Below are 19949 nucleotides of genomic sequence, written 5' to 3'. Positions count from 1 at the left end.
TGGGAACGTGTTCAGCCCGGATGGCGGAATCGGTAGACGCGTCGGTCTCAAACACCGATATCGAAAGATGTGCCGGTTCGACTCCGGCTCCGGGTACCCTGAGGTAGCAATACCTGCCTATTAGCCTGAAAACGGACCATCCTGAGCAATCAGAAGGGTCCGTTTTCAGGCTTTTTGCATTTGTGCGCTATACATAGTTTTTTCAATGCCCCGCCGCTAAATCAGTCCCTATCTCAAAATGGAGGCTACCTAAATTCCCGTTTCGCGGAATATGGCCACCATTAATCGTGTGAGCCAGCCATGTTGAGCCCCTTGAGCAGTAGCTATTAGTGTAGACTTACTGCTCCTCAAAACATTGCGGTCCGACGGCCCCGCCCCCGTACTCCAGCACCACCTGGGGCTTGTAGACAATATGGGTGCAGCCGCTGCTATACTGGACTTTCAAACTGTCGCTCAGGGGGCCGGAGAAGAGGTTGTACGAATACTTGCCCATTCCGCTGCGCTGGTAGCCAATGGTGCACGGCTCGCCGCTGGCAATGGAAATGCACCCGGCCTGGTCGAGCTTGGCTTGCAGGGTCGTTAGGGTTTGCCGAGTCCAGCCGAGTTGGTGCAACAGGGTGTCGGCTTGGGCAGAATCCCATTTAACATCCCAGTTACTGTCGTATATACCGTTAACCTTGAGGTGAAAAATGGGAATGGTACGCTGCCCGTCAAACTCAATGTCAACTGACTGGTGGGCCGGCACGATGGAGTTAATGTAGGCGTTAAGCGCCCAGAGTTCCGGGGCCTTCGCCTCGTAGTGGCGGATGAGGTCAGCTTTGGTGTAGGTAGGGTCAAACGCTCCGAATGCGTGCGCCAGAACAATCAGCCAACATGTGTAGGCCCCTACCATCAGAGCAACAACAACGCCTGTGGTAATTAATAACCTCTTTACAATTACGTTCATCAGTGGAAAGACGGAGCAGTAAGTTAGATGCCGTTAGCTGAAGGCTCTTTTTGGTGAACGGGAGGAATCAATTCGACGCAAGGTGCCCAGTTGGTCCTAGTAACGCGAGGCGGGCGTACGAAACTCATTTTTGAGTTAAGGCTTAGTCAATGGCCCGCAGGAACGCGTTTCACAAACATTCAAATTGGCGCCTATTCCCCGGAAAAGTACCACGTTCAGCCAATAAGGCCCCTGCGCAGCGAAAGTAAAAAACGGCAGCATCATTTGTTAGGGTAGAAGGCCACCAGCAGCCATTTGCCTGCTTGGTATTCAAAGTCAAACTCCGATAGATAGAATCCGGCCTCTACATCAAGTTGGCCAACCTCTACTATTGCCTCAGTTGGGCTAATGACTTGTACAGTAACTGGCTCCTGTTTATTCTGCCTCGAAAACCTTCGAAGCGCCTCGGCATATTCCGTTGCCTTAACCCCTTGCGTCAGGGAGGCAAAGGCAGCATCGGTCATCAATTCTTTGGTAGCGGCAAGCGTCCCAGTTTGCATTTGAGCCAGGAGCAATTTCCAAGCACGTCTTACTTCCTGCTCTTGTCGGACAGGGACCTGCCCAAATGAATAACTACTGGTAAGGAGAACGAGCAGCACTACATAAGCGCATTTTACCATCTTGCATTTACCGAGGTCAACTAACATCACTTAAGCTACAACTTACCACAGTTCACCCAAACAGTGCTTTTCCGCAGTTGGTATCTTTGAGATAGGACCCGATAAATATAGACCTTACTGAGTGCCTACACTTTTCTATAAAGCATCAGACTTAGCCGCATTTTGTACCCTTCCCATGAAATAAAATAAAGCCAGGTATCTTGTGCTCAGCGGTTAACTCTTAGCCTTACTTTATGAGAATGAACGAACTTGTCCGGGTTGGATTGCTTTGCGTTTCGCTGCTTCTGCTGTTGCCGGCTTGCGAAAGTGCTTGCCCGAACCCCGATCCGACTATGAAGGTGGATGGCATCAATCTAATTCTTTATAGCCAGCAAACAGGCGTACTGGCAAACCGCCAAATGGTGCAAGCGAAAGACCTGCTGCTGGGGCTGGAACTGGTACCACCTACTGCATTCGTACCCCAAAGGGGAGGCTTCGCGGCCTGGGCTGATTGTATTTCCGCTTCCCCAATCTTTATCGGCGAGGTAGATTCCCTGGTGGTAACGAGCAGCAATGACTACGACGCTCAGCATCCTGCGGGCACTTCTTTAAATGATTTGGCGCGCATTGGCACCACTGCTTTAAATGATTTTCTGGTGAGCCCCCGAGAAGCCAAGCACATTAACAACCAGTACGTAACCCTTACCGCCCCTCCTGCCCGCGCAGGCAACCAGCAGTTTCAGGTGCGCATACACTTGGTGGGTGGCAAAGCATACAAGACCACTAGTTCTACGGTCAATCTGCAGCCTTAGTAGCTAACCGCCGCAGCAGGTGCCTTTTAGCAAGAGAATACTCATTACCGATAAGATAAAGCATCAGGCTACTCCGAATTTGCTCATAATAGGAAAAACCTGGCTAAGAGGTGGTATTTTGGCAGCTACTCGCCCTGTTGTTTCTTCCATGAGATTTTCCTGCTCGCCGTTCGCGCTTCTGCTGGCAGTACTACTGCTGCCCGCCTGTGGTTCGCAGCATAAGGAAGCCAAGCAGGAAATCAAGACGGTACGCGCCCCCGCCGCTCCTGCTTTCCCCATCGTGCAGGATACTTTGCGCCAAGCCAGCACGGCGCGCAGGGCAACGTCGGGGGCAAGCACCGAGCACCGCTTCCTGTACATTGGACCGTATCAGGATACCGTTTTATTGAATCACGGGCTTACGACTTTTCTTTTGCCGCCCACCAGGCAAAAGCGAGTTTCGAACCCGCTGTTGGCTTTTGCCTGGAACCATGAGAGTACTGCCCGCTCGCCCCAATGGCCAATGGCCGAGCATGTCCCGCTGCAAATCACTGTAGATACTTCTCAATGTATTAAGGCCGTGCAGGAATATGAATGGCCGCGTGATACGCTCAGCCGTTGGTACGACTCCTACCCCGTAATGCTGCGCAACATCCGCAAAGACACGCTTTTCGTTGGTGCCGGCGAGCATGTTTTCCTGCAGCTCGAAGCCAAAGACCAGCACGGCCAGTGGCGCGGCATCGAGCGGTCCTTTATCTACGCTTGCGGGAATGGCTTACAGTCAGTCTTTCTGCCGCCGCAGCACATTGTGCTGACCTCGGTTTTTATTCCTCACGGGGAGGTTGCTACCGAGTTACGGCTAAAGCTGGGGCGCAACTATTCGCCTTCCTTCCGGGGCACAATCAACGCCCATCAGTTTGATAACCCGTATCAGTAGGCGTTGGGCCAGTTGTAGCTACCTTTGATTTTTACAACTATCAGCTATGAAGCCCAACTCGCTCGAAGAATTCTACACTACGTTTAATTCCGGCACTGATGTAGCGCCCGAAGCCTTGCTGCCACCGGATATTCAGCGGGAAGTGGGCCATTTCAACGTCTTCCGCGTGGCCGATCTGATAGCCGGCTACCGGCACCGGCCGCCGATGACGTTTGACCGGCGGGCCTTCTACAAAATCAGCCTGATCCGGGGGCGTAGCCGGGTTGAGAATGCCGATAAAGTAGTAGACATTGCCCGCAACGGCCTGTGGTTTGCCACTTCCCGCGTGCCCTACCGGTGGCGGCCCCAGGACTTAGACCAAACCGGGTACTTCTGCATCTTCACCGACGAGTTTTTGCTGCCCGCCAAGAGCGGCGTGGTGCTGGAGGAACTGCCGATTTTTCAGCCGGGCGCTTATCCGGTGCTGGAAGTAACGGACGCCGATTATGCGGCCATCGAGGGTATTTTTCAAAGAATGACGCTGGAAATCAACTCCACCTATGCCTATAAGTACGACCTGCTGCGCACCTACCTGCTGGAGCTGATTCACTTCGGGCAGAAGCTGCAGCCGGCTCCGGCCCTGGCGCATACGCCCAATGCCGCGGCGCGGGTAACGGCGCTGTTTGCCGAGCTGCTGGAACGACAGTTTCCGCTCGAAACTCCGCAGCAGCAGTTACGACTGCGCACGGCCAAGGACTATGCCGACCACCTGGCCGTCCACGTCAACCACCTCAACCGGGTGCTAAAGGAAACCACGGGCCGCACTACCACTGCCCTGATTGGGAGCCGGGTGGCGCAGGAAGCCAAAATCCTGCTGAAGCAAACCAACTGGAACATCTCCGAAATAGCCGACAGCCTGGGCTTTGCCGACGTAGCCCACTTCTGTAATTTCTTCAAGCGGCAAACCGGTCTGCCCCCCGGCGCTTTTCGCGAATAAGACATTGTTTGAATTATTCAGTAGATGGTTTGACCAGCGCAGCTTGGCCGCCTTCGGCTCCCCTGACCTTTGTGGCGTACTTCACATCCACTAAAGGACTTACTCATGCGTGTTTTCTTAACCGGCGCTACGGGCTTCATCGGCTCGGCCATTGTTCAGGAATTAATAGGTGCCGGCCATCAGGTGCTGGGCCTGGCCCGCTCCGAGGCCGCCGCTCAGGCCCTGGTGGCCGCCGGCGCTACGGCCCACCCCGGCTCCCTCGACGACCTGGATAGCCTCCGGCGCGGGGCTGCCGCCACCGACGGGGTGATTCACACGGCTTTCGTGCACGACTTTTCCGACTACGCCGGGGCCGGAGCCATGGATTTTCGGGCCGTTGAGGCCATTGGAGCCGCTCTGGCGGGTTCAAACCGGCCCTTTGTCATCACCTCCGGCACGGCGCTGCTTCCTCCCAACCGCCTGGCTACCGAGCAGGATGCCGCCGACCCTGCCTCCGCCGGAGCGCCGCGCGTGCCCTCAGAAGAAGCCGTGCTGGCCCTGGCCGCCCAGGGCGTACGCTCGGCCGTAATACGCCTGCCCCCATCGGTGCACGGCCCCGGCGACCATGGCTTCGTGCCGGCCCTCATCCGGGTTGCCCGGGAGCAAGGCGTGTCGGCCTACATCGGCGACGGGCTCAACCGCTGGCCCGCCGTGCATCGGCTCGATGCGGCCCGGCTTTTCCGGCTGGCGCTGGAAAAGGGGGTGGCAGGTTCCCGGTATCATGGGGTTGCGGAAGAAGGCATTCCAATCCGCGAATTGGCCGGGGTAATCGGGCGCCGTCTGAACCTACCGGTAGTAGCCAAAACTCCCGAAGAAGCCGCTGCCCACTTTGGCTGGCTGGCGTATTTTCTGGAACTCAACAGTCCGGCCTCCAGCCTGCTCACCCAGCAGCAGCTCGGCTGGCAACCCCGTGAGGCCGACCTGTTGACGGACCTTGCACAGGGAGACTATTTCCAGGCCTAAGCTCAAACGACCCTTCACCTACTTCTAGGTTTGTAAACCTGCATCGGCCAGTGGCAATTAACGGATTCTTGATTGTAGCGGAACGTTGAAGTAACACGCCAGCGGCAATTTTGCAGCAGAAACTCACTGACGCTGCTCTGCCTCTGACTATGAAAACGTTGCTCCACCGCTGCCTTCTCTTCGTAGCCTCGTCCCTACGCCCGGTGCCGCTGCTACCCGTTGCGGAGGGCGCCACCCCAGCCCTGTTTGTATGACCCGGGCAGCCTGCGTTTCCTTTAGTTACCGGCCCGGCTCGTTTGGGTACCGCAAACTGGCACCCCGACCTACCCCGCTCCAGGTAGCAGCCCCCGACCAACCTAGCCTGCACCAGCTGACGGCCCCAGTCCAAGTCTTTTAAAGCAAGTGGCCTAATACTTATTACCAGCACGTTGTATACCTGAATAGCTACCACAAAAAAAGCCCGAAGCGCTATGCTTCGGGCTTTTTTTTGTACGCGGCCTTACGGCCTTAGTCGAGGATGTAGCGCAGGCCGACCTGGGCGCGCCAGCGGCTATTGAAGTCGGTGTTGTTGACGAAGGTCTGGTTGCCACCGCGGAACTGAAATGCCGGCGTCTCGGGCGTGGCTGCGGGGTACGAGGTTTCGATAAAGCGGTTGTTGGCAAACACCCGGCGTACGCCCCAGTCGGCATTGAGCAGGTTGCCCAGGTTCTGTACATCGAGGCTGAGTTGCAGCGTGTGCTTCTTGTTGCCGGCTTTTACCGAGAAATCCTGGAGCAGCTTGGCGTCGAGTTGGGTGTACCAGGGGCTGATGGCCCCGTTGCGCTCCGTGTACTGCCCGCGGCGGGAGCTCAGGTAGTCGTCCTGCTCAATGTAGGCGTTCAGCTGCGTCCACTGCTGGGCAGCCGTTACGAGCACGTTGTTCTGCGCGTCGCGAATATCGACCAGGTTGATCTGGTCGCGGGAGGCGGGCACAAACAGCAGGTCGTTGCCGGCAATAGCGTCGCGGTTCAGGTCGCCGGCGTAGGTGTAGGAAAAGCGGTTGCCCTGGGCGGCTTCGAAGAAGAAGCTGAGAGTGGTAGCCAGCTTGTCGTCGGCGTAGGCGAAGCGCTTGCCGGCGGCCGCGATGATGCGGTGCTGCAGGCCAAAGTCGCTGTAAGCCAACTGGGGCTCGTTGGTGTTGCCCACCACGGGGTTACGCTGGTAGGCGTCGGCCGCAATTTCGCCGGGGTTGGAGGTTACGTCCTTGGCCTTGGAATAGGTATAAGCCGCCGTCAGATACAGGCCGTTGGCGAAGTCCTTCTTAAGCTGACCCGTCAGGTTGTACTGGTAGCCCTTGTTGGTGTTTTCGAGCACAATCACGCCCGCGTCCAGGAAGCTGAACTGACCGTCGGGGCCGGTAAAGCCGGAGGCAATGCGCGGACCGGAGGCCGGGTAAATCAGGCGGTTGTCGGCCCCGCTCAGGCGCTCAGTGGGCGTGACGAAGTTGTAGTTGCGGTGAATGGCCGCGTTACGGTCCTTGGAGTAAATGGCTTCCAGGGTAGCCACAATGCCGCCGGGCAACTGCTGGTCGATGGCTAGGTTGGAGCGCCACACCTGCGGAAACTTGAAGTTGCGGGCCGTGCCGTTGATCTGGAAAGTATAGCCGGCATCAAACTGCGAGTTGGAAGCCTGGTTGCTAATCCAGACGAAGGGAATACGACCGGTGAAGATACCGGTACCCCGCGCAGCTGGGTGGTGTACTCACTTTTCGTGAGCGAGTAGTTGAAGCCCAGGCGGGGCGAAAACAGCGGCGTAGCCTTCGGAAACTGCGTCACGTCGACCTTGGCCGGCTGGCCGTTGGAGTCGAGCAGCGGGGCGTTGAGAATCTGCTGGTTTTGCGGCACGGTGGTGTCGTAGATGGGCATATCGGCCCGCAAACCCAGCGTCAGCTTGAAGTCCGGCGTCACGTTCCACTCGTCCTGGGCGTAGAGGCCGAGCTGGGCCACGTTCACGTCCACGCCTTTCACCGGCTTTTGGCCGCCGGCCGTAGCCAGGGCATTCAGGTCCACAAAGTCAGTGCTGCCGGGCGTAGTGATTTTGTAAAATTGGTCGATGTCGAGGCCGCCGAAGTAGGGGTAGCCGTAGCGGGCCAGGTTGAAGGCGTTGAAGAAGCTGAACCGCTCGTACGTAACGCCAGCCGTGAGCACGTGGGCCCCGGCGAAGTAGCTCAGGTTGTCGGTAAACTGGGTGATGTTCTGATTCAGCTCGTTGTTGGCCGAAAACTGCTCGGTGCCCACGCTCACGTAGGTCGTGCCGTTCTTGGTGATGTCGATTTGGGGAAACAGCTTGGCATTGGGCAGGTCGCGCACGTCGCGGAAGGCCGAAAAGCTGAGTTGAGCCTTGTTGCTGAATTTCTCCCCGAAGCGCGAATTCAGCTCCCCGACCACCGAGTTCAGGCCGTTGTTGATGGTATAGCCCGAGTTGGAATACTGCAGCGTGTTCACGCTCTGCACCCGCGACGAAGGCGCAATGGCAATGGGGTGCGGACCTTGCTCGCGGAAGCTCTGCAGGAAGTTGTAGCGCACCGAGAAGGTATTCTTGTCGTTGATGTTCCAGTCGAGCTTCAGCAGCAGCTTGTCGCTGGAAGTGCGGTATTTGAAGTCCTGGTAGGAGCCCGGGTCGTAGCCATACACACTCTGCAGGCGCTGACGAATGGCAATCAGGTCACTTTCCAGCACCCGGCTCACTCCGTCGGCCTGGCCGTTGAGGGCGGCGGCAGCCTCGGCCGCATCGCGGGCGGGCCGGAAGGTCAGGCCCGGGTCGTCGCGGCGGGTAATTTCGGCATTGGTAAAGAAGAACAGCTTGTTCTTGATAATCGGGCCGCCCAGGGCAAAGCCGGTTTGGTTGAATTTCAGGTCGGGGTTACGCACGGTCACGTCGCCGACTTTCTCGCCGATAAGCTTCTCGTTGCGCAGAAAGGTGTAGACCGTGCCCTTAAAATCGTTGGTGCCGCTCTTGGTTACGGCATTCACGCCGGCCCCGGTGAAGCCGCCCTGGCGCACGTCGTAGGGCGCCAGGCTTACTTCGAGCTGCTCAATGGCATCGAGCGACACGGGCTGGGAGTTGGTTTGGCCGCCGGGCGTGGGCGCATCCAGGCCGAAGGAGTTGTTGAAGATGGAGCCGTCGAGGGAGAAGTTATTGTAGAGCGTGTTGCGCCCGCCAAAGCTCAGGCCGCTGCTTTGCGGGGTGAGACGGGTGAAGTCTTCCTGGGAGCGGCTGATGGTGGGCAGCGTGCGAATTGCGGCGTTGTTGACGTTGGTGGAAGCCCCGGTGCGGTCCTTGTTGATGATACCGTCGCGGTTGCCTTTTACCACCACTTCGCCCAGGGTGCGGCCTTCCTCGGCCATGTTGACGTTGACCTCAAAGGTTTTGCCCAGGGCCAACTGAATGTTGCCCTGAGAATAGGTAGTGTAGCCCACGAAGGACACTTTGACTTCGTAGGGGCCGCCCACGCGCAGGTTGAGCAAGTCAAACTGCCCGTTGGAGCGGGTGGCCGTGCCGTAGGGCGTGCCGGTGGGCAAGTGGGTAGCTACCACAGTGGCCCCGGGCAGGGGCTCGCCTTTGGCGTCGAGCACCACGCCCTTCATGGCGGCGGTGGTTACGCCCTGGGCGGCGGCAAACTGGCCGTTAGTGAAAAGCACAAAGCCTAACAGCAGCAGTAAGTAGGGTTTCAGATTCATACAAATGGCTTTTTTGTTTATCAGAGGCCTTCCCTCTGAATTTCGCCGCGAAGGTAGAGTCATGATTTAGTGATGTATGCATAACATTTTCCTAATCTGTAAATGGTAATATAAGCATAAAGGAAACTTAATATTGACCCTAGTCACCTTTGCTCCCGCGTGCAGATATTCCCGCGCACCAAAACACTTTCTGAGACTACTCCCCTAGCACTTGAAGCCGTGCCCATCAGCTTGCCGGAAAAGCGCGAATACAAAAAAGCCCTTTGGAGCAATTCCAAAGGGCTTTTCTGATTATTGAGAACCGGGGCGCTATTCCGGGAAGTCGGCCGAGTCGCCGAGGCTGGCCACGCTTTCCAGCTCCTTAAGCAGGTTGGCAAACTTGTCCCGGGCGCCTTTCACGGCCGCTTTGCCCAGGGGCAGGTGCAGGGGCGGATTTTCCTCGCGCACCAGGTCGTACATAATCTGGGCGGCACGCTGCGGGTCGCCGGGCTGCCGGCCGCTGTAGCCCTGAATACCCTTGAGGTTTTCGCCCACCGTGGCCTGGTAATCCTCGATGCCGGTGGTAACGATGTTGGCCGAGCGGCCGGCCCAGTCGGTGCGGAAGCCGCTGGGCTCGATGTTGGTAACCTTGATACCAAGCGGGGCAACTTGCTGGGCCAGGCTTTCGCCAATAGCTTCGAGAGCGAACTTGCTGGCATTATACACGCCCACGCCAGGGAAAGTCTTCAGGCCGCCGATGCTGGTGATGTTGAGCACGTGGCCGCTGCGCCGCTCGCGCAGGTGGGGCAACACGGCCCGCAGCACGTGCAAAGGCCCGAAGACGTTGACGTCGAACTGCCGCTGCACCTCGGCCGCCTCGATTTCCTCGATGCTGCCCAGAGAGCCGTAGCCCGCGTTGTTGACAATAACATCCAGATGACCGAAGTGGGCAATGGCGTCGGCAATACCCTGCTTGACCTGGGCCTCATCGGTTACCTCTACCACGAAGCCGCGGCCGTTTTCGCCAGCCTTTTGGGTGAATTCATCGGCCTGCTCCTGCTGGCGGAAGGTAGCGGCTACTTTGTCGCCTTTTTCGAGCAGCAGCTCGGCCAGCGCCGCGCCGAAACCGGTGCTGACGCCGGTAATAAACCAGTGTTTGGGTGTGGTAGCCATTCGCTAGGGAAATTAAGAGTGGAAAAGCGCCGGCCGAAACCGGCTGGCTGTTTCAACTCCCTTGCCCCTGCTTAGGTTTACCCGAAGGCTTAATTAGAAGAAGCCGGTAGCGCGAAACGGGTTAAAAAAGCCGCGGCCTCCCGGGAAACCGCGGCTTGAATGCAGAACAATGGCGAAGGCCGTTACAACCGAAACGTGAGCACCGGCGGGACGGCGTGCAGGGCTACATTCTCGGCTACATTATGGTGCAGAAAATGACTCAGGCCGGTATGGGCGTGGGTGGGCATCACGACCAGGTCGGCGTGGGTCTGCTGGGCAAAGAGCGGAATGCCCACGCTGGCGTTGGAGGCATCAATTACGTCGGCTTCGCAGTGCTCGAGGCGGTGACGCTCAGTAAAGGACTGAATCTGGGTCAGGGCCTCGCTGTAGTGGTCAATGTCGGGCACCACCTTGAGCAGGTGCAGCGTAGCGTCGGGAAAAATGGCCTGTATCCGCTGCAAATCGGGTACGGCGCGGTCGGCCTCGGCCGAGAAGTCCGATGGAAACACGATGTGCTGCACGTTGAACTGCATTTCGGGATGCTTGACGGTAAGCACCGGGCAGGGCGCCATGCGCACGAGCCGCTCGGTGTTGGAGCCGGCAAAAAAGTGCTGCCAGGCACTGTGTTCCTGGGCGCCCATCACCACTAGGTCAATCTGCCGCTCGGCAATTACGTCGAGCACGGAATTAACCAGGCTGGAGGTGCGCAGCACGTCTTCTACGGGCACGTCGGGGGCCAGGCGCTGCCCTTCGGCTTTGAGCTCGTGCATCTGGTGCTTTATTTTCTGCAGATACTTGAGCATAAACACGTCTTCCAGGCTGCTGCCGCCCATACGGCCCCCGGAAGAGCTGAAGCGGGGCGTGTCGTTGTGCTCTTCCACGTGCAGCAGCGTAACTGCGCCGCCGGTGCGCTGGGCCAGTCGCACAGCCACTTCGAAGGCGTTGTGGGCGGCGGGCGAAAAATCGGTGGGTACCAGAAGGTTTTTCATGGGAATCAGACTTGTAGTGAGCAACGCTTTGATGGGCAACAGTACTCGCAAGTTGGCTTCCGCGCCGGCCCCAAAATTCCCCGGAGGGTGCAGCACAACAACCAGGATAATGTAGCTAATAATTAGAACTATTGCAACAACAAGCTGCTCTATGTTTGGCCTCGGCTGCACTTGAAATTCCCTCTTTTGGTCACCTCCAGGTAAGGGCTGCTTCTGCCGTCCCCGCAGATTCCGGGTATCTTCACGGCTGGCGGTAGCCGCAAACCCGCAGTACAGATTCAGAGTAGGAGTTTTTCCGCCTTCCCGCTTCCCGCCTGCTTCCGAATTTGCTGCTTGCTTCCGAATTTCATGAAGAAACTCTCGTCCAACCTCACCTTTCAGGTTCTTACTGCCATTGCGCTGGGCATAGCGGTGGGGGCGTTGTTTCCCGGCTTTGGAGCCAGCCTCAAGCCCATCGGCGACACGTTTATCAACCTGATTAAGATGCTCATTGCCCCCATCATCTTCCTGACGGTGGTGCTGGGCATTGGCGGCATGGGCGACATGAAAAAGGTGGGCCGGGTGGGCGGCAAGGCCTTGCTGTACTTCGAAATCGTGACAACCCTGGCCCTGGTTATCGGCATCACGGCGGCCAACCTGACCCAGCCCGGCGCGGGCATCGACGCGCGGACCGGAGTGGCTACCCAAACGGCGGCCCAGGCGGCAGAAGCCTCCAAATACACAGCCCAGGCCGGGGAAATGAACTGGGTGGAGTTTTTCACCCATGTGGTACCCCACAGCGTGGTGGGCGCCTTCGCCGAAGGCGACGTGCTGCAGGTACTGCTGTTTGCCGTGCTGTTTGGCGTGGCTCTGGGCCGGATTCCGGAGTCCTACAGCCAGCCCCTGATTGGCACCTTCGAGCGGTTGTCGCACGTAATGTTTGCCGTGCTGGGCCTGGTCATGAAGCTGGCGCCGCTGGGTGCGTTTGGGGGCATGGCCTTCACCATCGGCAAGTACGGCATCAGCACGCTGCTGCCCCTGGGCAAGCTGATGCTGGTGGTGTACCTGACCATGTTTTTGTTCATCTTCGGGGTGCTCAACCTGATCATGCGCTACTACCAGCTGAGCTTGTGGCGCTTTCTAGGCTTTATCAAGGAGGAAATTCTGCTGGTGCTGGGCACGTCCTCCTCGGAATCGGCTTTGCCGCGCATGATTGACAAGCTGGAACGCTACGGCTGCTCCCGCTCGGTGGCCGGCCTGGTCATCCCAACGGGCTATTCCTTCAACCTCGACGGCACGAGCATCTACCTCAGCATTGCCACAATTTTTCTGGCCCAGGCCTTCGGCATCGAGCTTTCCCTCACCCAGGAGCTGACCTTGATTGGCATTCTGATGCTGACCAGCAAGGGCGCGGCCGGCGTCACGGGGTCGGGCTTTATCGTGCTGGCCTCCACGCTGGCGGCTACCAAAGTTATTCCGGTGGAAGGCGTGGCCCTGCTGCTGGGCGTCGACCGATTCATGAGTGAAGCCCGGGCCATTACCAACGTTATCGGCAACGGGGTAGCCACCCTGGTCATTGCCAAAAGTGAGGGCGAATTCGACGAAGCCCGCCACCAGCTGGCTTTGCAGGGTGCAGGGGCCCCGGCCGAGTCGGACCTGGTAGCACAGCACACCACGGCGCCGGCTGACCAGCGCGGGTAGCACCGGCAAACCCGTACTTTTGCAGCTTCCGTTGCGGCCTGTTGCGCCGTGTGTCGTCTCTGCTATGCTTTGTACCTGGCCCCGGCTTCGTCTGCTCCGTGCTGTTTTCCTGCTTACACTCCTGCTAGGTGGCCCCGTTGGCAGCCGGGCCCAGCGGGCACCAGCTCCCACAACCATCCTGTTTGTGGGCAACAGCTTTCTGCACGGCCGCTACAATCCGGTATTCAGCTACAACTCGGGCGCTATTACCATTGAGCGGGTTGGGAAGCAGAAAACCGGGGAATGGGGCGGAATTCCGGCTATTTTCAAGAAGTTTGCCGACCAGGCCGGCCTGCCCTATGAGGTGCATTTTCAGTGCATCAACGGCGAGTCGCTGAAGCTGCACTACGACAGCGCCCAACTCACGCTGCAGCAGCCGCGCTGGCACACAGTGGTGCTGCAGGAGCACAGCATGTGGCCCCTGCCCACCCGGCGCGGCGGCCGGCCCAGCACGTTCCGCGACTATTCGACCCGCATCGAGCAGGCCGTGCACACGGCCAACCCCGCGGCCCGGCTGTACTTCTACCAGACCTGGGCCCGGGCCGACCAGACCTACCTACCCGGCAAAGCCTACTCCGGCCTGCCCCTCGACTCGATGACCCATGACTTGCACCGCGGCTATTACGAAGCAGCCCGCGCTAATGGCCGGTTTGCGGGCGTGGCCCCGGCCGGCGACGCCTGGCTGCGGGCCGTGCAAACCGGCGTGGCCCAGCGCAACCCCTACCAGCCCGAACCCGGCAAGCTCGACCTGTGGGGCGAAGACAACTACCACCCCGGCACGGCCGGGGCCTACCTGAGTGCCTGCGTATTGTTCGGCGAAATCACCGACTATGACCCGCGCCGCCTCGGTTCTCGGGAAGAGGCCGCCGCCGCGCTGGGCCTATTGCCCGAACAGGCCGTGGCTCTGCAGCGCGTGGCGGCCGAGCAAGTGCTGGCAGCTAGGCCCAGGGCTTTTTCTGTGGCGCACGGCCCGCGCAAAGCCCGCAAGAACAAAGTGAAGGTGAAAGCCAAAACCGACGCCTAGCGGCTGAAAGCCACTCATTGACGTTATCCGGCAAAGCCCCGCGGAACCTCTGCGGGGCTTTGCTGTTTATAGGCTACTCTGCGCTAAGAAGGCAGGAAAATCGGGGCCCGGCCGGGGTATTGTAACTGTGCCGTGCATCGCCTTACCTTTGCAGAGTCAATTCTTTCTGACCAAAGGATTGTTTTTATACAGAGGCGTGGAGAGACAGGCTCGACGATACGCCGGCAACCCCCAGTGATGAGCTGGAACGGTGCCAAGTCCTGACCATATAAAAACAAGTTGCCGTGGACACTGCCAACAACTTTTCTGCCTTCTCCGCTGCTTTCGTAGCCCAGCCCCAGTCTGCTCCTGCCGCAGTCTGTTGTTGGCCTCTGGCCGGCGCTGGCTGTTGTTGCTAGTCACGCCCACTTCTCCCCTGCCGGCTGACCAGCCAGTTTCCGCTGTGTTGGTTTTGCTTTGCCGCCCTGGCTTGTAGCCTGCTGCGTCCCCTGCCTTGCTTGGCTTTAACCAAACAGCTCCCGCTGCGTTGCGGCGCGTCTGTCGGGTTGGCCTGTGGGGTTTTCGGCGCTAAGCGTCTTTAGAGCGGCTAAGCTGTCGGCGGCTGTTACCCGTCTGCCGCGCTACTGCGGCCGGGCCCTTCCCTTGTCACACTTCTTTTTCTATTACAACCCCATGGCCCAGCCCCAAAAGCCGATTGGCATTTATTACGAGCACCCCGAATGGTTTAAGCCCCTGTTTGCCGAGCTTGACCGCCGGGGCCTGCCCTACGAGAAAATTGACGCGGCCCACCACCTCTTTGACCCGGCCGAACAGGAGAGCCGCTACTCCCTGGTTGTGAACCGGATGAGCTCTTCCGCCTACCTGCGCGGCCACGGCCAGGGCATCTTCCACACGGCCGGTTTTGCCACTCACCTGGAGCGTATCGGCACCCGTATTATCAACGGCTCGGCCGCTACGGCCATCGAAACCAACAAGGCCCGCCAGCTTTCCTTGTTTGCCTCGCTGGGCTTGAAATATCCGAAGTCCTTCGTGGTCAACCACGCCTCCCGCATTGCCGACGCCGCCCAGCAACTGCAGTTCCCCATTGTGGTGAAAGTCAACATTGGCGGCAGTGGCGCGGGCATTATCCGCTTCGACACGATTGAAGGTATTCACGCTGCCGTCGAAGCCAACCAGATTGATCTGGGCATCGACCAGACGGCCCTGGTGCAGGAGTACGTGACGCCCCGCGGTGGTAACATTCACCGCGTGGAAACCCTCGACGGCAAGTTTCTCTACGCCATGAAGGTGTTTACGACCGGGGAAAGCTTCAACCTGTGCCCGGCCGAAATCTGCCAGATTCCCGAGGAGCAGTCGGCTGAGTTCTGCCTGACCGAAGCACCCAAAAAGGGCATTCAGGTGGAAGCCTTTACGCCCCCAGCGGAGGTAATCGAAGCCGTGGAGCGCATCGTGGCCGCCGCCAAAATCGACGTGGGCGGCATCGAGTACCTGATTGACGACCGGACCGGCGACGTGCTTTTCTACGACATCAACGCCCTGTCCAACTTCGTGGCCGATGCCGTGAACGTGGTCGGCTTCGACCCCTACGCCCGCTTTGTGGACTACCTGGAAACCCAGATCGGGACGACTGCCGCTGCCCAGCCCGTTGCCAAGACTACTGTTTCAAACGCTCAACAGCCGGTTGCGGCTTCTATTCACTAAGTCATGCGGTACGGATATTGGATGCCCGTTTTTGGCGGGTGGCTGCGCAACGTCGAAGACGAGAACATGCGCGCCGACTGGGACTACGTCAAGACGTTGGCCCAGCGCAGTGAGGATTTGGGCTACGACCTGTCGCTCATTGCCGAGCTGAACCTGAACGACATCAAGGGTGAGGAAGCCCCGAGTCTGGATGCCTGGAGCACGGCCGCCGCCCTGGCCGCCGTGACCAAGAAAATCGAGTTGATGGTGGCCGTGCGGCCTACGTTTCACTCGCCGGCTTTGCTGGCCAAGCAGGCCGCCAACATCGACCACATCAGCAACGGCCGCTTGTCGCTGAACGTGGTGTCGTCGTGGTGGCAGGATGAGGCCAAGAAGTACGGTGTGCACTTCGAGCAGCACGACGACCGCTACGCCCGCACCGCCGAGTGGCTGCACGTGGTGGACAACATGTGGAAGCAGGACCACTTCACCTTCGAAGGCAAGTTCTACAAGGTCACCGACTCGATTCTGCAGCCCAAGCCCGTGTCGCGCCCCCGGCCGTTTATCTACGCCGGCGGTGAGTCGGAAGCGGCCAAAAACATGATTGCGGCCCAGTGCGACGGCTACGTGATGCACGGCGACGAGCCTGAGGCCATCGGCCGCCGCATTCAGGACTTGAGCCAGCGCCGCGACAAGCTGGGCTTGCCGCCCATGAAGTTCGGCGTTGCGGCCTACTCGGTGGTGCGCAACACCGATGCCGAGGTCAAGAAGGAGCTGGAGCGCATTACCAACGTGCAGGGCTCGGCCGCCGGCTACAAAAACTACCAGCAGTGGCTGGCCGGCACCCAGCTCGAAAACCAGGTGAGTCTGCAGGACTACTCCGTGTCGAACCGGGGCCTGCGCTCCGGCCTGACCGGCACGCCCGACCAGGTAGCCGAGCGCATTGCCGCCTTCGAAGCCGTGGGCGTGGATCTGTTCCTGCTCCAGTGCAGCCCCCAACTCGAGGAAATGGAGCGTTTCTCGGAAGCCGTGATTCAGGTGCTGGCGTAAGCTGGTTTTCCGGAACGCTCTATCAAGACCACTCCATTAAGAACGTCATGTCGAGCCTGAGCGAGACATCTCGCGTGCTGTAGTAATCCGATTACTGTGGCGGTAGAGATGCTTCGACTGGGCTCAGCATGACGTTCTTTTTTGTGTTGTTGCTTCTACCAACGGCGGCCCGCGAGATGCTTGACCTGGGCTCAGCATGACGCTTCGCGTGAAGTTCTGTTCTCATTTGCGGTTTGCTTCCCGCTTATCTTACCGCCAGTTTCCGCTTAACTCCCTCTATGAAGCTCGATATCCTGATGATTGCGGCCCACCCCGACGACGCCGAAGTAGGCTGCGCGGGTACGCTCATGAAGCACATTGCCAAGGGCCGGCGCGTGGGCGTGGTGGACCTCACGCGCGGGGAACTGGGCACCCGGGCTCGGCCGAGCTGCGGGCCGAGGAAGCCGCCGACGCGGCCCGCATCCTGGGGCTGCACGTGCGCGAAAACCTGGGCATGCGCGACGGATTCTTTCTCAACGACGAGGCCCATCAGCTGCAAGTTATTCAGGTAATTCGCCGCTTTCGGCCTTCCATTATTCTGACCAACCCCAACGTGGACCGCCACCCCGACCACGGCCGGGCCGCCAACCTGGTCCACGACGCGGCGTTTCTCTCGGGGCTGCCCAAGATTGAAACCCGGTATGAGGGTCAGCTGCAGCCGCCCTGGCGGCCTGATCTGATGCTACAGGTAATTCACAACACCTACGTCAAGCCCGACATCGTGGTGGATATTACGGAGTACTGGGAGCGGAAGCTAGAAGCCGTAACGGCGTTTAAAAGCCAGTTTTACCACCCCGACTACGAGGACCCGACCTCGACCTACATTTCCTCGCCCGACTTTCTGAAGATACTCGAAGGCCAGGCCCGCGACTGTGGCAAGTACATTAATGTGCCCTTTGCCGAGGGCTTTACCTGCCGTCGTCTGCTGGGCGTCGACGACCTGTTTCAGCTGCGCTAGCCGGCGCGGCTTGGGCAACTGGGCTATTCTGGGTAAGTTTGAAACTGTCGTGCTCTACCCATTTTAGCCTGATAGTTACGGAATGCATTCTTACTCTCCCGGGCTTCACATCCTGGCAACGTTTCGGGCCCCGGTGGCCCGTCTGACGGATGCCGCCGCCTGCCAGGCCTTCTTCGACCAGCAAATCAGCCATTGGGGGCTCGTAAAAGTGGGCGAAGTTTACCACTCGTTTCCCAACGCCAGCTTTACGGCCGTGGTGGGCCTCACCGAGTCGCACCTGAGCATCCACACCTGGCCCGAGTTCGGACAGGCCACTTTCGACGTGTTTCTGTCGAACTACCAGCGCGACAATTCCGCCACCGTGCGGCAGCTCTACGCCGAAACGCTGCGGTTTTTCGAGGGCGAGGAACTAACGAAAACCGAGGTGGCCCGATGAGTAGCGGACAGGTTACCTCTCTCGAAGCCCGCGTGGCTTGCCCCAGTTGCCTGGCCCAGCTCACGTATTACGACCCGGTCAACAGCATCGTGTTTGGCTGCCCGGAGTGTCACACCCTGTTTCGGCAGCAGGCCAACGGCAGCCCCGAGCGGCTCAAGTCGTTTCAGGATATACCGCGGGAAGCGCCCATCCTGCCGCTGGGCAGCATCGGCACCCTGCCCGACGGGCGGCTCTACCGCGTGATGGGCTACATGCTGCGCAAGGAAGCCGGCTCCCCGGCCCGCTGGCTCGAATTCATGCTCTTCAACCCCGACACCGGCTACGCCCAGCTGGCCGTGTACGAGGGCCACTGGACCTTTATCCAGCCTTCCGCCGAGCAGCACAAGGGCTTGTCCGGCTACTCCGGCAACAACCGCGTGGCCCTGGACGGCGACACGAAGTTTAACATCTACAACAAGTACCAGCCCCGCATCCTGTACGCGGCAGGCGAGTTCGACTGGAACATTCTGGAAGACGAGCGGCTGACCGTAACCGAGTTTGTGGCCCCGCCCCGGATGCTGGTGGAGGAAAAAGTAAAGGGCCAGGCGGTGCACTGGTTCCGGGCCGAGCACCTGGAGCCCCAGCAGGTTGCCCAGGCCTTCGGCCTGACCATGTCCCGGCTGCCCTACCGGGAGGGCGTAGGAGCGGTGCAGCCGATGCCCGGCGGCAACTCTTGGTCCACGCTGAAGAACTTCACGCTGCTGCTGCTGATTCTCACCCTGCTCACCGAACTGGTCATGGTGGGTGTGCGGCCCCGTCGGCAGCTGCTCAGCCAGGAGTTCGTCAGTGAAGTGGGCAGCGCCCCGGGAGCCATGACCGAGGCCACTAGCAAAGTACAGGTTTCCAACTCGTTTGATATCCAGGACGGGCCGGCGGTGCTCGACTTCGCGCTGCACACCTCCGTGAACAATACGTGGCTGGAGCTGCCGGTGAGCCTGGTGAACGAGCAAACCGGTCAGGGCTTTGAGTTTAGCAAGAGCATTGAACACTACTCCGGCGTAGAGGATGGCTACGGCTGGTCGGAAGGCAGCGTGGACGCCGAAGCTACCCTGGATCAGGTACCGCCCGGCCGTTACCACCTCAACCTCTACCCTTCTACCGACTACAACCGGCAGGTCACTTTCTCGGTCACCATCACCGAGAATCCCTGGGTGCCCAGCAACCTGCTGCTGTTCATGCTAGCCCTGCTGATTTACCCCACTATCCTGTATTTCCGCCGTCACCACCACGAACAACAGCGCTGGGACAACAGCAATTTTCCCTCTCCCCACCTGCACTAACCCCTGCTGCCATATGCTCCGCGACCTGCTCAACCTCCGCCTCTACCTTGTGGTAGCCCTGCTGATCTACGGTGGCTACGTGTGGGTTAGCCTCAACGGCATCCGCCTGCTGGGCGACGACAACGAAACCACCGAAAACCTCAACGGCACCGGCAGCCACTCCAGCGGCCGCGTGGGCCGCGCCAACTACTATCATAAATAAGTGAAGAAGTAAACCGGGTCCTGCCTCCTCGCAAGTACTCAGTTACTCACTCATTCACTACTTCACCACTTCACCGCATGGAATACCTCAACTTCAAGCTCATCACGGCCTCCATCGTTTACTCGGTGGTGGGCATCCTGATTCTGGTCATCAGCTTCGTGCTTATCGACAAGCTCACGCCCAAAACGCTCTGGAAGGAAATCGTGGACGAGCACAACAACGCCCTAGCCATTGTGGCGGCGGCCTTTATGCTCTCGGTTGCTTTGATTATCAGCGCCGCCATTCATGGGTAACGAGCCGGTGCTGCCGCCCCGGCGGGCCGCCGCACCACTG

The 19949-nt window shown here is 59.2% G+C and carries 17 protein-coding genes, 1 tRNA gene, 2 pseudogenes and 1 riboswitch; of the genes and pseudogenes, 14 read left to right on the top strand and 6 right to left on the bottom strand.

What is annotated here, in order from left to right; all coding sequences use genetic code 11:
• Window positions 1–14 precede the first annotated feature (14 nt).
• Window positions 15–96 (top strand) — tRNA-Leu (locus tag MUN79_RS13155).
• 241 nt (window positions 97–337) lie between these two features.
• Here MUN79_RS13155 and MUN79_RS13150 read toward each other — a convergent pair.
• Together MUN79_RS13150 and MUN79_RS13145 are read right to left on the bottom strand one after the other, a co-directional pair.
• Window positions 338–946, bottom strand: a complete 609-nt coding sequence (locus MUN79_RS13150; RefSeq protein WP_244678069.1) for a hypothetical protein — start codon at window positions 944–946, stop codon at window positions 338–340.
• A gap of 260 nt (window positions 947–1206) precedes the next feature.
• Window positions 1207–1632 carry a hypothetical protein gene (locus MUN79_RS13145; RefSeq protein WP_244678068.1) on the bottom strand — a complete coding sequence of 142 codons (426 nt, stop codon included), beginning with the start codon at window positions 1630–1632 and terminating at the stop codon, window positions 1207–1209.
• A gap of 212 nt (window positions 1633–1844) precedes the next feature.
• Here MUN79_RS13145 and MUN79_RS13140 point away from each other — a divergent pair, with 212 nt between their 5' ends.
• The 4 genes from MUN79_RS13140 to MUN79_RS13125 all read left to right on the top strand — a co-directional run bounded on the left by MUN79_RS13140 (window position 1845) and on the right by MUN79_RS13125 (window position 5290).
• Complete coding sequence (locus tag MUN79_RS13140) at window positions 1845–2396, top strand: hypothetical protein (RefSeq protein ID WP_244678067.1); 552 nt, start codon at window positions 1845–1847, stop codon at window positions 2394–2396.
• 19 nt (window positions 2397–2415) lie between these two features.
• The gene (locus tag MUN79_RS13135; RefSeq protein WP_244678066.1) at window positions 2416–3312 is read left to right on the top strand and encodes a hypothetical protein; all 897 of its coding nucleotides are present in this window, start codon (window positions 2416–2418) and stop codon (window positions 3310–3312) included.
• Window positions 3313–3358: 46 nt separating this feature from the next.
• On the top strand, window positions 3359–4288 hold the full coding sequence (locus tag MUN79_RS13130) for a helix-turn-helix domain-containing protein (RefSeq protein ID WP_244678065.1): 930 nt from the start codon (window positions 3359–3361) through the stop codon (window positions 4286–4288).
• A 105-nt stretch (window positions 4289–4393) separates the two neighbouring features.
• Window positions 4394–5290, top strand: coding sequence for an SDR family oxidoreductase (locus MUN79_RS13125; RefSeq protein WP_244678064.1), 897 nt, complete (start codon window positions 4394–4396; stop codon window positions 5288–5290).
• 507 nt (window positions 5291–5797) lie between these two features.
• On the opposite strand, the pseudogene MUN79_RS13120 reads toward MUN79_RS13125, so the two are convergent.
• The 4 genes and pseudogenes from MUN79_RS13120 to MUN79_RS13105 form a co-directional block, all read right to left on the bottom strand.
• A pseudogene (locus MUN79_RS13120) lies at window positions 5798–6925 on the bottom strand (outer membrane beta-barrel protein); the annotation flags it as partial.
• The gene (locus MUN79_RS13115) at window positions 6865–8916 is read right to left on the bottom strand and encodes a TonB-dependent receptor (RefSeq protein ID WP_511177087.1); all 2052 of its coding nucleotides are present in this window, start codon (window positions 8914–8916) and stop codon (window positions 6865–6867) included. The pseudogene MUN79_RS13120 and the gene MUN79_RS13115, both read right to left, overlap by 61 nt.
• A gap of 402 nt (window positions 8917–9318) precedes the next feature.
• Window positions 9319–10161 carry an oxidoreductase gene (locus MUN79_RS13110; protein WP_244678061.1) on the bottom strand — a complete coding sequence of 281 codons (843 nt, stop codon included), beginning with the start codon at window positions 10159–10161 and terminating at the stop codon, window positions 9319–9321.
• A gap of 182 nt (window positions 10162–10343) precedes the next feature.
• Window positions 10344–11189 carry a universal stress protein gene (locus MUN79_RS13105; protein WP_244678060.1) on the bottom strand — a complete coding sequence of 282 codons (846 nt, stop codon included), beginning with the start codon at window positions 11187–11189 and terminating at the stop codon, window positions 10344–10346.
• A gap of 348 nt (window positions 11190–11537) precedes the next feature.
• Between MUN79_RS13105 and MUN79_RS13100 the strand changes: the two genes are divergently transcribed.
• The 9 genes and pseudogenes from MUN79_RS13100 (at window position 11538) to MUN79_RS13060 (ending at window position 19909) form a co-directional block, all read left to right on the top strand.
• Window positions 11538–12869, top strand: coding sequence for a dicarboxylate/amino acid:cation symporter (locus MUN79_RS13100; protein ID WP_244678059.1), 1332 nt, complete (start codon window positions 11538–11540; stop codon window positions 12867–12869).
• A 64-nt stretch (window positions 12870–12933) separates the two neighbouring features.
• Window positions 12934–13932: a hypothetical protein gene (locus MUN79_RS13095; RefSeq protein WP_244678058.1), complete on the top strand. Its 999-nt coding sequence runs from the start codon at window positions 12934–12936 to the stop codon at window positions 13930–13932.
• 181 nt (window positions 13933–14113) lie between these two features.
• A riboswitch (SAM riboswitch) is annotated at window positions 14114–14207 on the top strand.
• A 367-nt stretch (window positions 14208–14574) separates the two neighbouring features.
• Window positions 14575–15633 (top strand): ATP-grasp domain-containing protein, encoded by a 1059-nt coding sequence (locus tag MUN79_RS13090; RefSeq protein ID WP_244678057.1) that lies wholly within the window; start codon window positions 14575–14577, stop codon window positions 15631–15633.
• A 3-nt stretch (window positions 15634–15636) separates the two neighbouring features.
• Complete coding sequence (locus tag MUN79_RS13085) at window positions 15637–16662, top strand: LLM class flavin-dependent oxidoreductase (protein ID WP_244678056.1); 1026 nt, start codon at window positions 15637–15639, stop codon at window positions 16660–16662.
• A gap of 278 nt (window positions 16663–16940) precedes the next feature.
• Window positions 16941–17659 (top strand): annotated as a pseudogene (gene bshB1 / locus MUN79_RS13080) (bacillithiol biosynthesis deacetylase BshB1).
• A gap of 82 nt (window positions 17660–17741) precedes the next feature.
• Window positions 17742–18095, top strand: coding sequence for an S-adenosylmethionine decarboxylase family protein (locus tag MUN79_RS13075; RefSeq protein WP_244678055.1), 354 nt, complete (start codon window positions 17742–17744; stop codon window positions 18093–18095).
• Window positions 18092–19414, top strand: coding sequence for a DUF4178 domain-containing protein (locus MUN79_RS13070; RefSeq protein WP_244678054.1), 1323 nt, complete (start codon window positions 18092–18094; stop codon window positions 19412–19414). Before MUN79_RS13075 ends, MUN79_RS13070 begins: the two co-directional genes overlap by 4 nt.
• A gap of 13 nt (window positions 19415–19427) precedes the next feature.
• On the top strand, window positions 19428–19616 hold the full coding sequence (locus tag MUN79_RS13065) for a hypothetical protein (RefSeq protein ID WP_244678053.1): 189 nt from the start codon (window positions 19428–19430) through the stop codon (window positions 19614–19616).
• A 77-nt stretch (window positions 19617–19693) separates the two neighbouring features.
• Complete coding sequence (locus MUN79_RS13060) at window positions 19694–19909, top strand: DUF350 domain-containing protein (protein WP_244678052.1); 216 nt, start codon at window positions 19694–19696, stop codon at window positions 19907–19909.
• The last annotated feature ends 40 nt before the right edge of the window (window positions 19910–19949 follow it).

The organism is Hymenobacter cellulosilyticus, assembly GCF_022919215.1.
GTDB classification, from domain to species: domain Bacteria; phylum Bacteroidota; class Bacteroidia; order Cytophagales; family Hymenobacteraceae; genus Hymenobacter; species Hymenobacter cellulosilyticus.
Note: the sequence above shows the minus strand (reverse complement) of the source record. Positions and strands in the feature narration are given on the sequence as shown.

Bases quoted from the DNA above. Each gene is read 5' to 3' on its own strand.
- MUN79_RS13150 (WP_244678069.1), bottom strand. From the start codon at position 946: ATGAACGTAATTGTAAAGAGGTTATTAATTACCACAGGCGTTGTTGTT.
- MUN79_RS13145 (WP_244678068.1), bottom strand. From the start codon at position 1,632: ATGTTAGTTGACCTCGGTAAATGCAAGATGGTAAAATGCGCTTATGTA.
- MUN79_RS13140 (WP_244678067.1), top strand. From the start codon at position 1,845: ATGAACGAACTTGTCCGGGTTGGATTGCTTTGCGTTTCGCTGCTTCTG.
- MUN79_RS13130 (WP_244678065.1), top strand. From the start codon at position 3,359: ATGAAGCCCAACTCGCTCGAAGAATTCTACACTACGTTTAATTCCGGC.
- MUN79_RS13125 (WP_244678064.1), top strand. From the start codon at position 4,394: ATGCGTGTTTTCTTAACCGGCGCTACGGGCTTCATCGGCTCGGCCATT.
- MUN79_RS13115 (WP_511177087.1), bottom strand. From the start codon at position 8,916: ATGAAGGGCGTGGTGCTCGACGCCAAAGGCGAGCCCCTGCCCGGGGCC.
- MUN79_RS13110 (WP_244678061.1), bottom strand. From the start codon at position 10,161: ATGGCTACCACACCCAAACACTGGTTTATTACCGGCGTCAGCACCGGT.
- MUN79_RS13105 (WP_244678060.1), bottom strand. From the start codon at position 11,189: ATGAAAAACCTTCTGGTACCCACCGATTTTTCGCCCGCCGCCCACAAC.
- MUN79_RS13100 (WP_244678059.1), top strand. From the start codon at position 11,538: ATGAAGAAACTCTCGTCCAACCTCACCTTTCAGGTTCTTACTGCCATT.
- MUN79_RS13095 (WP_244678058.1), top strand. From the start codon at position 12,934: ATGCTTTGTACCTGGCCCCGGCTTCGTCTGCTCCGTGCTGTTTTCCTG.
- MUN79_RS13085 (WP_244678056.1), top strand. From the start codon at position 15,637: ATGCGGTACGGATATTGGATGCCCGTTTTTGGCGGGTGGCTGCGCAAC.
- MUN79_RS13075 (WP_244678055.1), top strand. From the start codon at position 17,742: ATGCATTCTTACTCTCCCGGGCTTCACATCCTGGCAACGTTTCGGGCC.
- MUN79_RS13070 (WP_244678054.1), top strand. From the start codon at position 18,092: ATGAGTAGCGGACAGGTTACCTCTCTCGAAGCCCGCGTGGCTTGCCCC.
- MUN79_RS13065 (WP_244678053.1), top strand. From the start codon at position 19,428: ATGCTCCGCGACCTGCTCAACCTCCGCCTCTACCTTGTGGTAGCCCTG.
- MUN79_RS13060 (WP_244678052.1), top strand. From the start codon at position 19,694: ATGGAATACCTCAACTTCAAGCTCATCACGGCCTCCATCGTTTACTCG.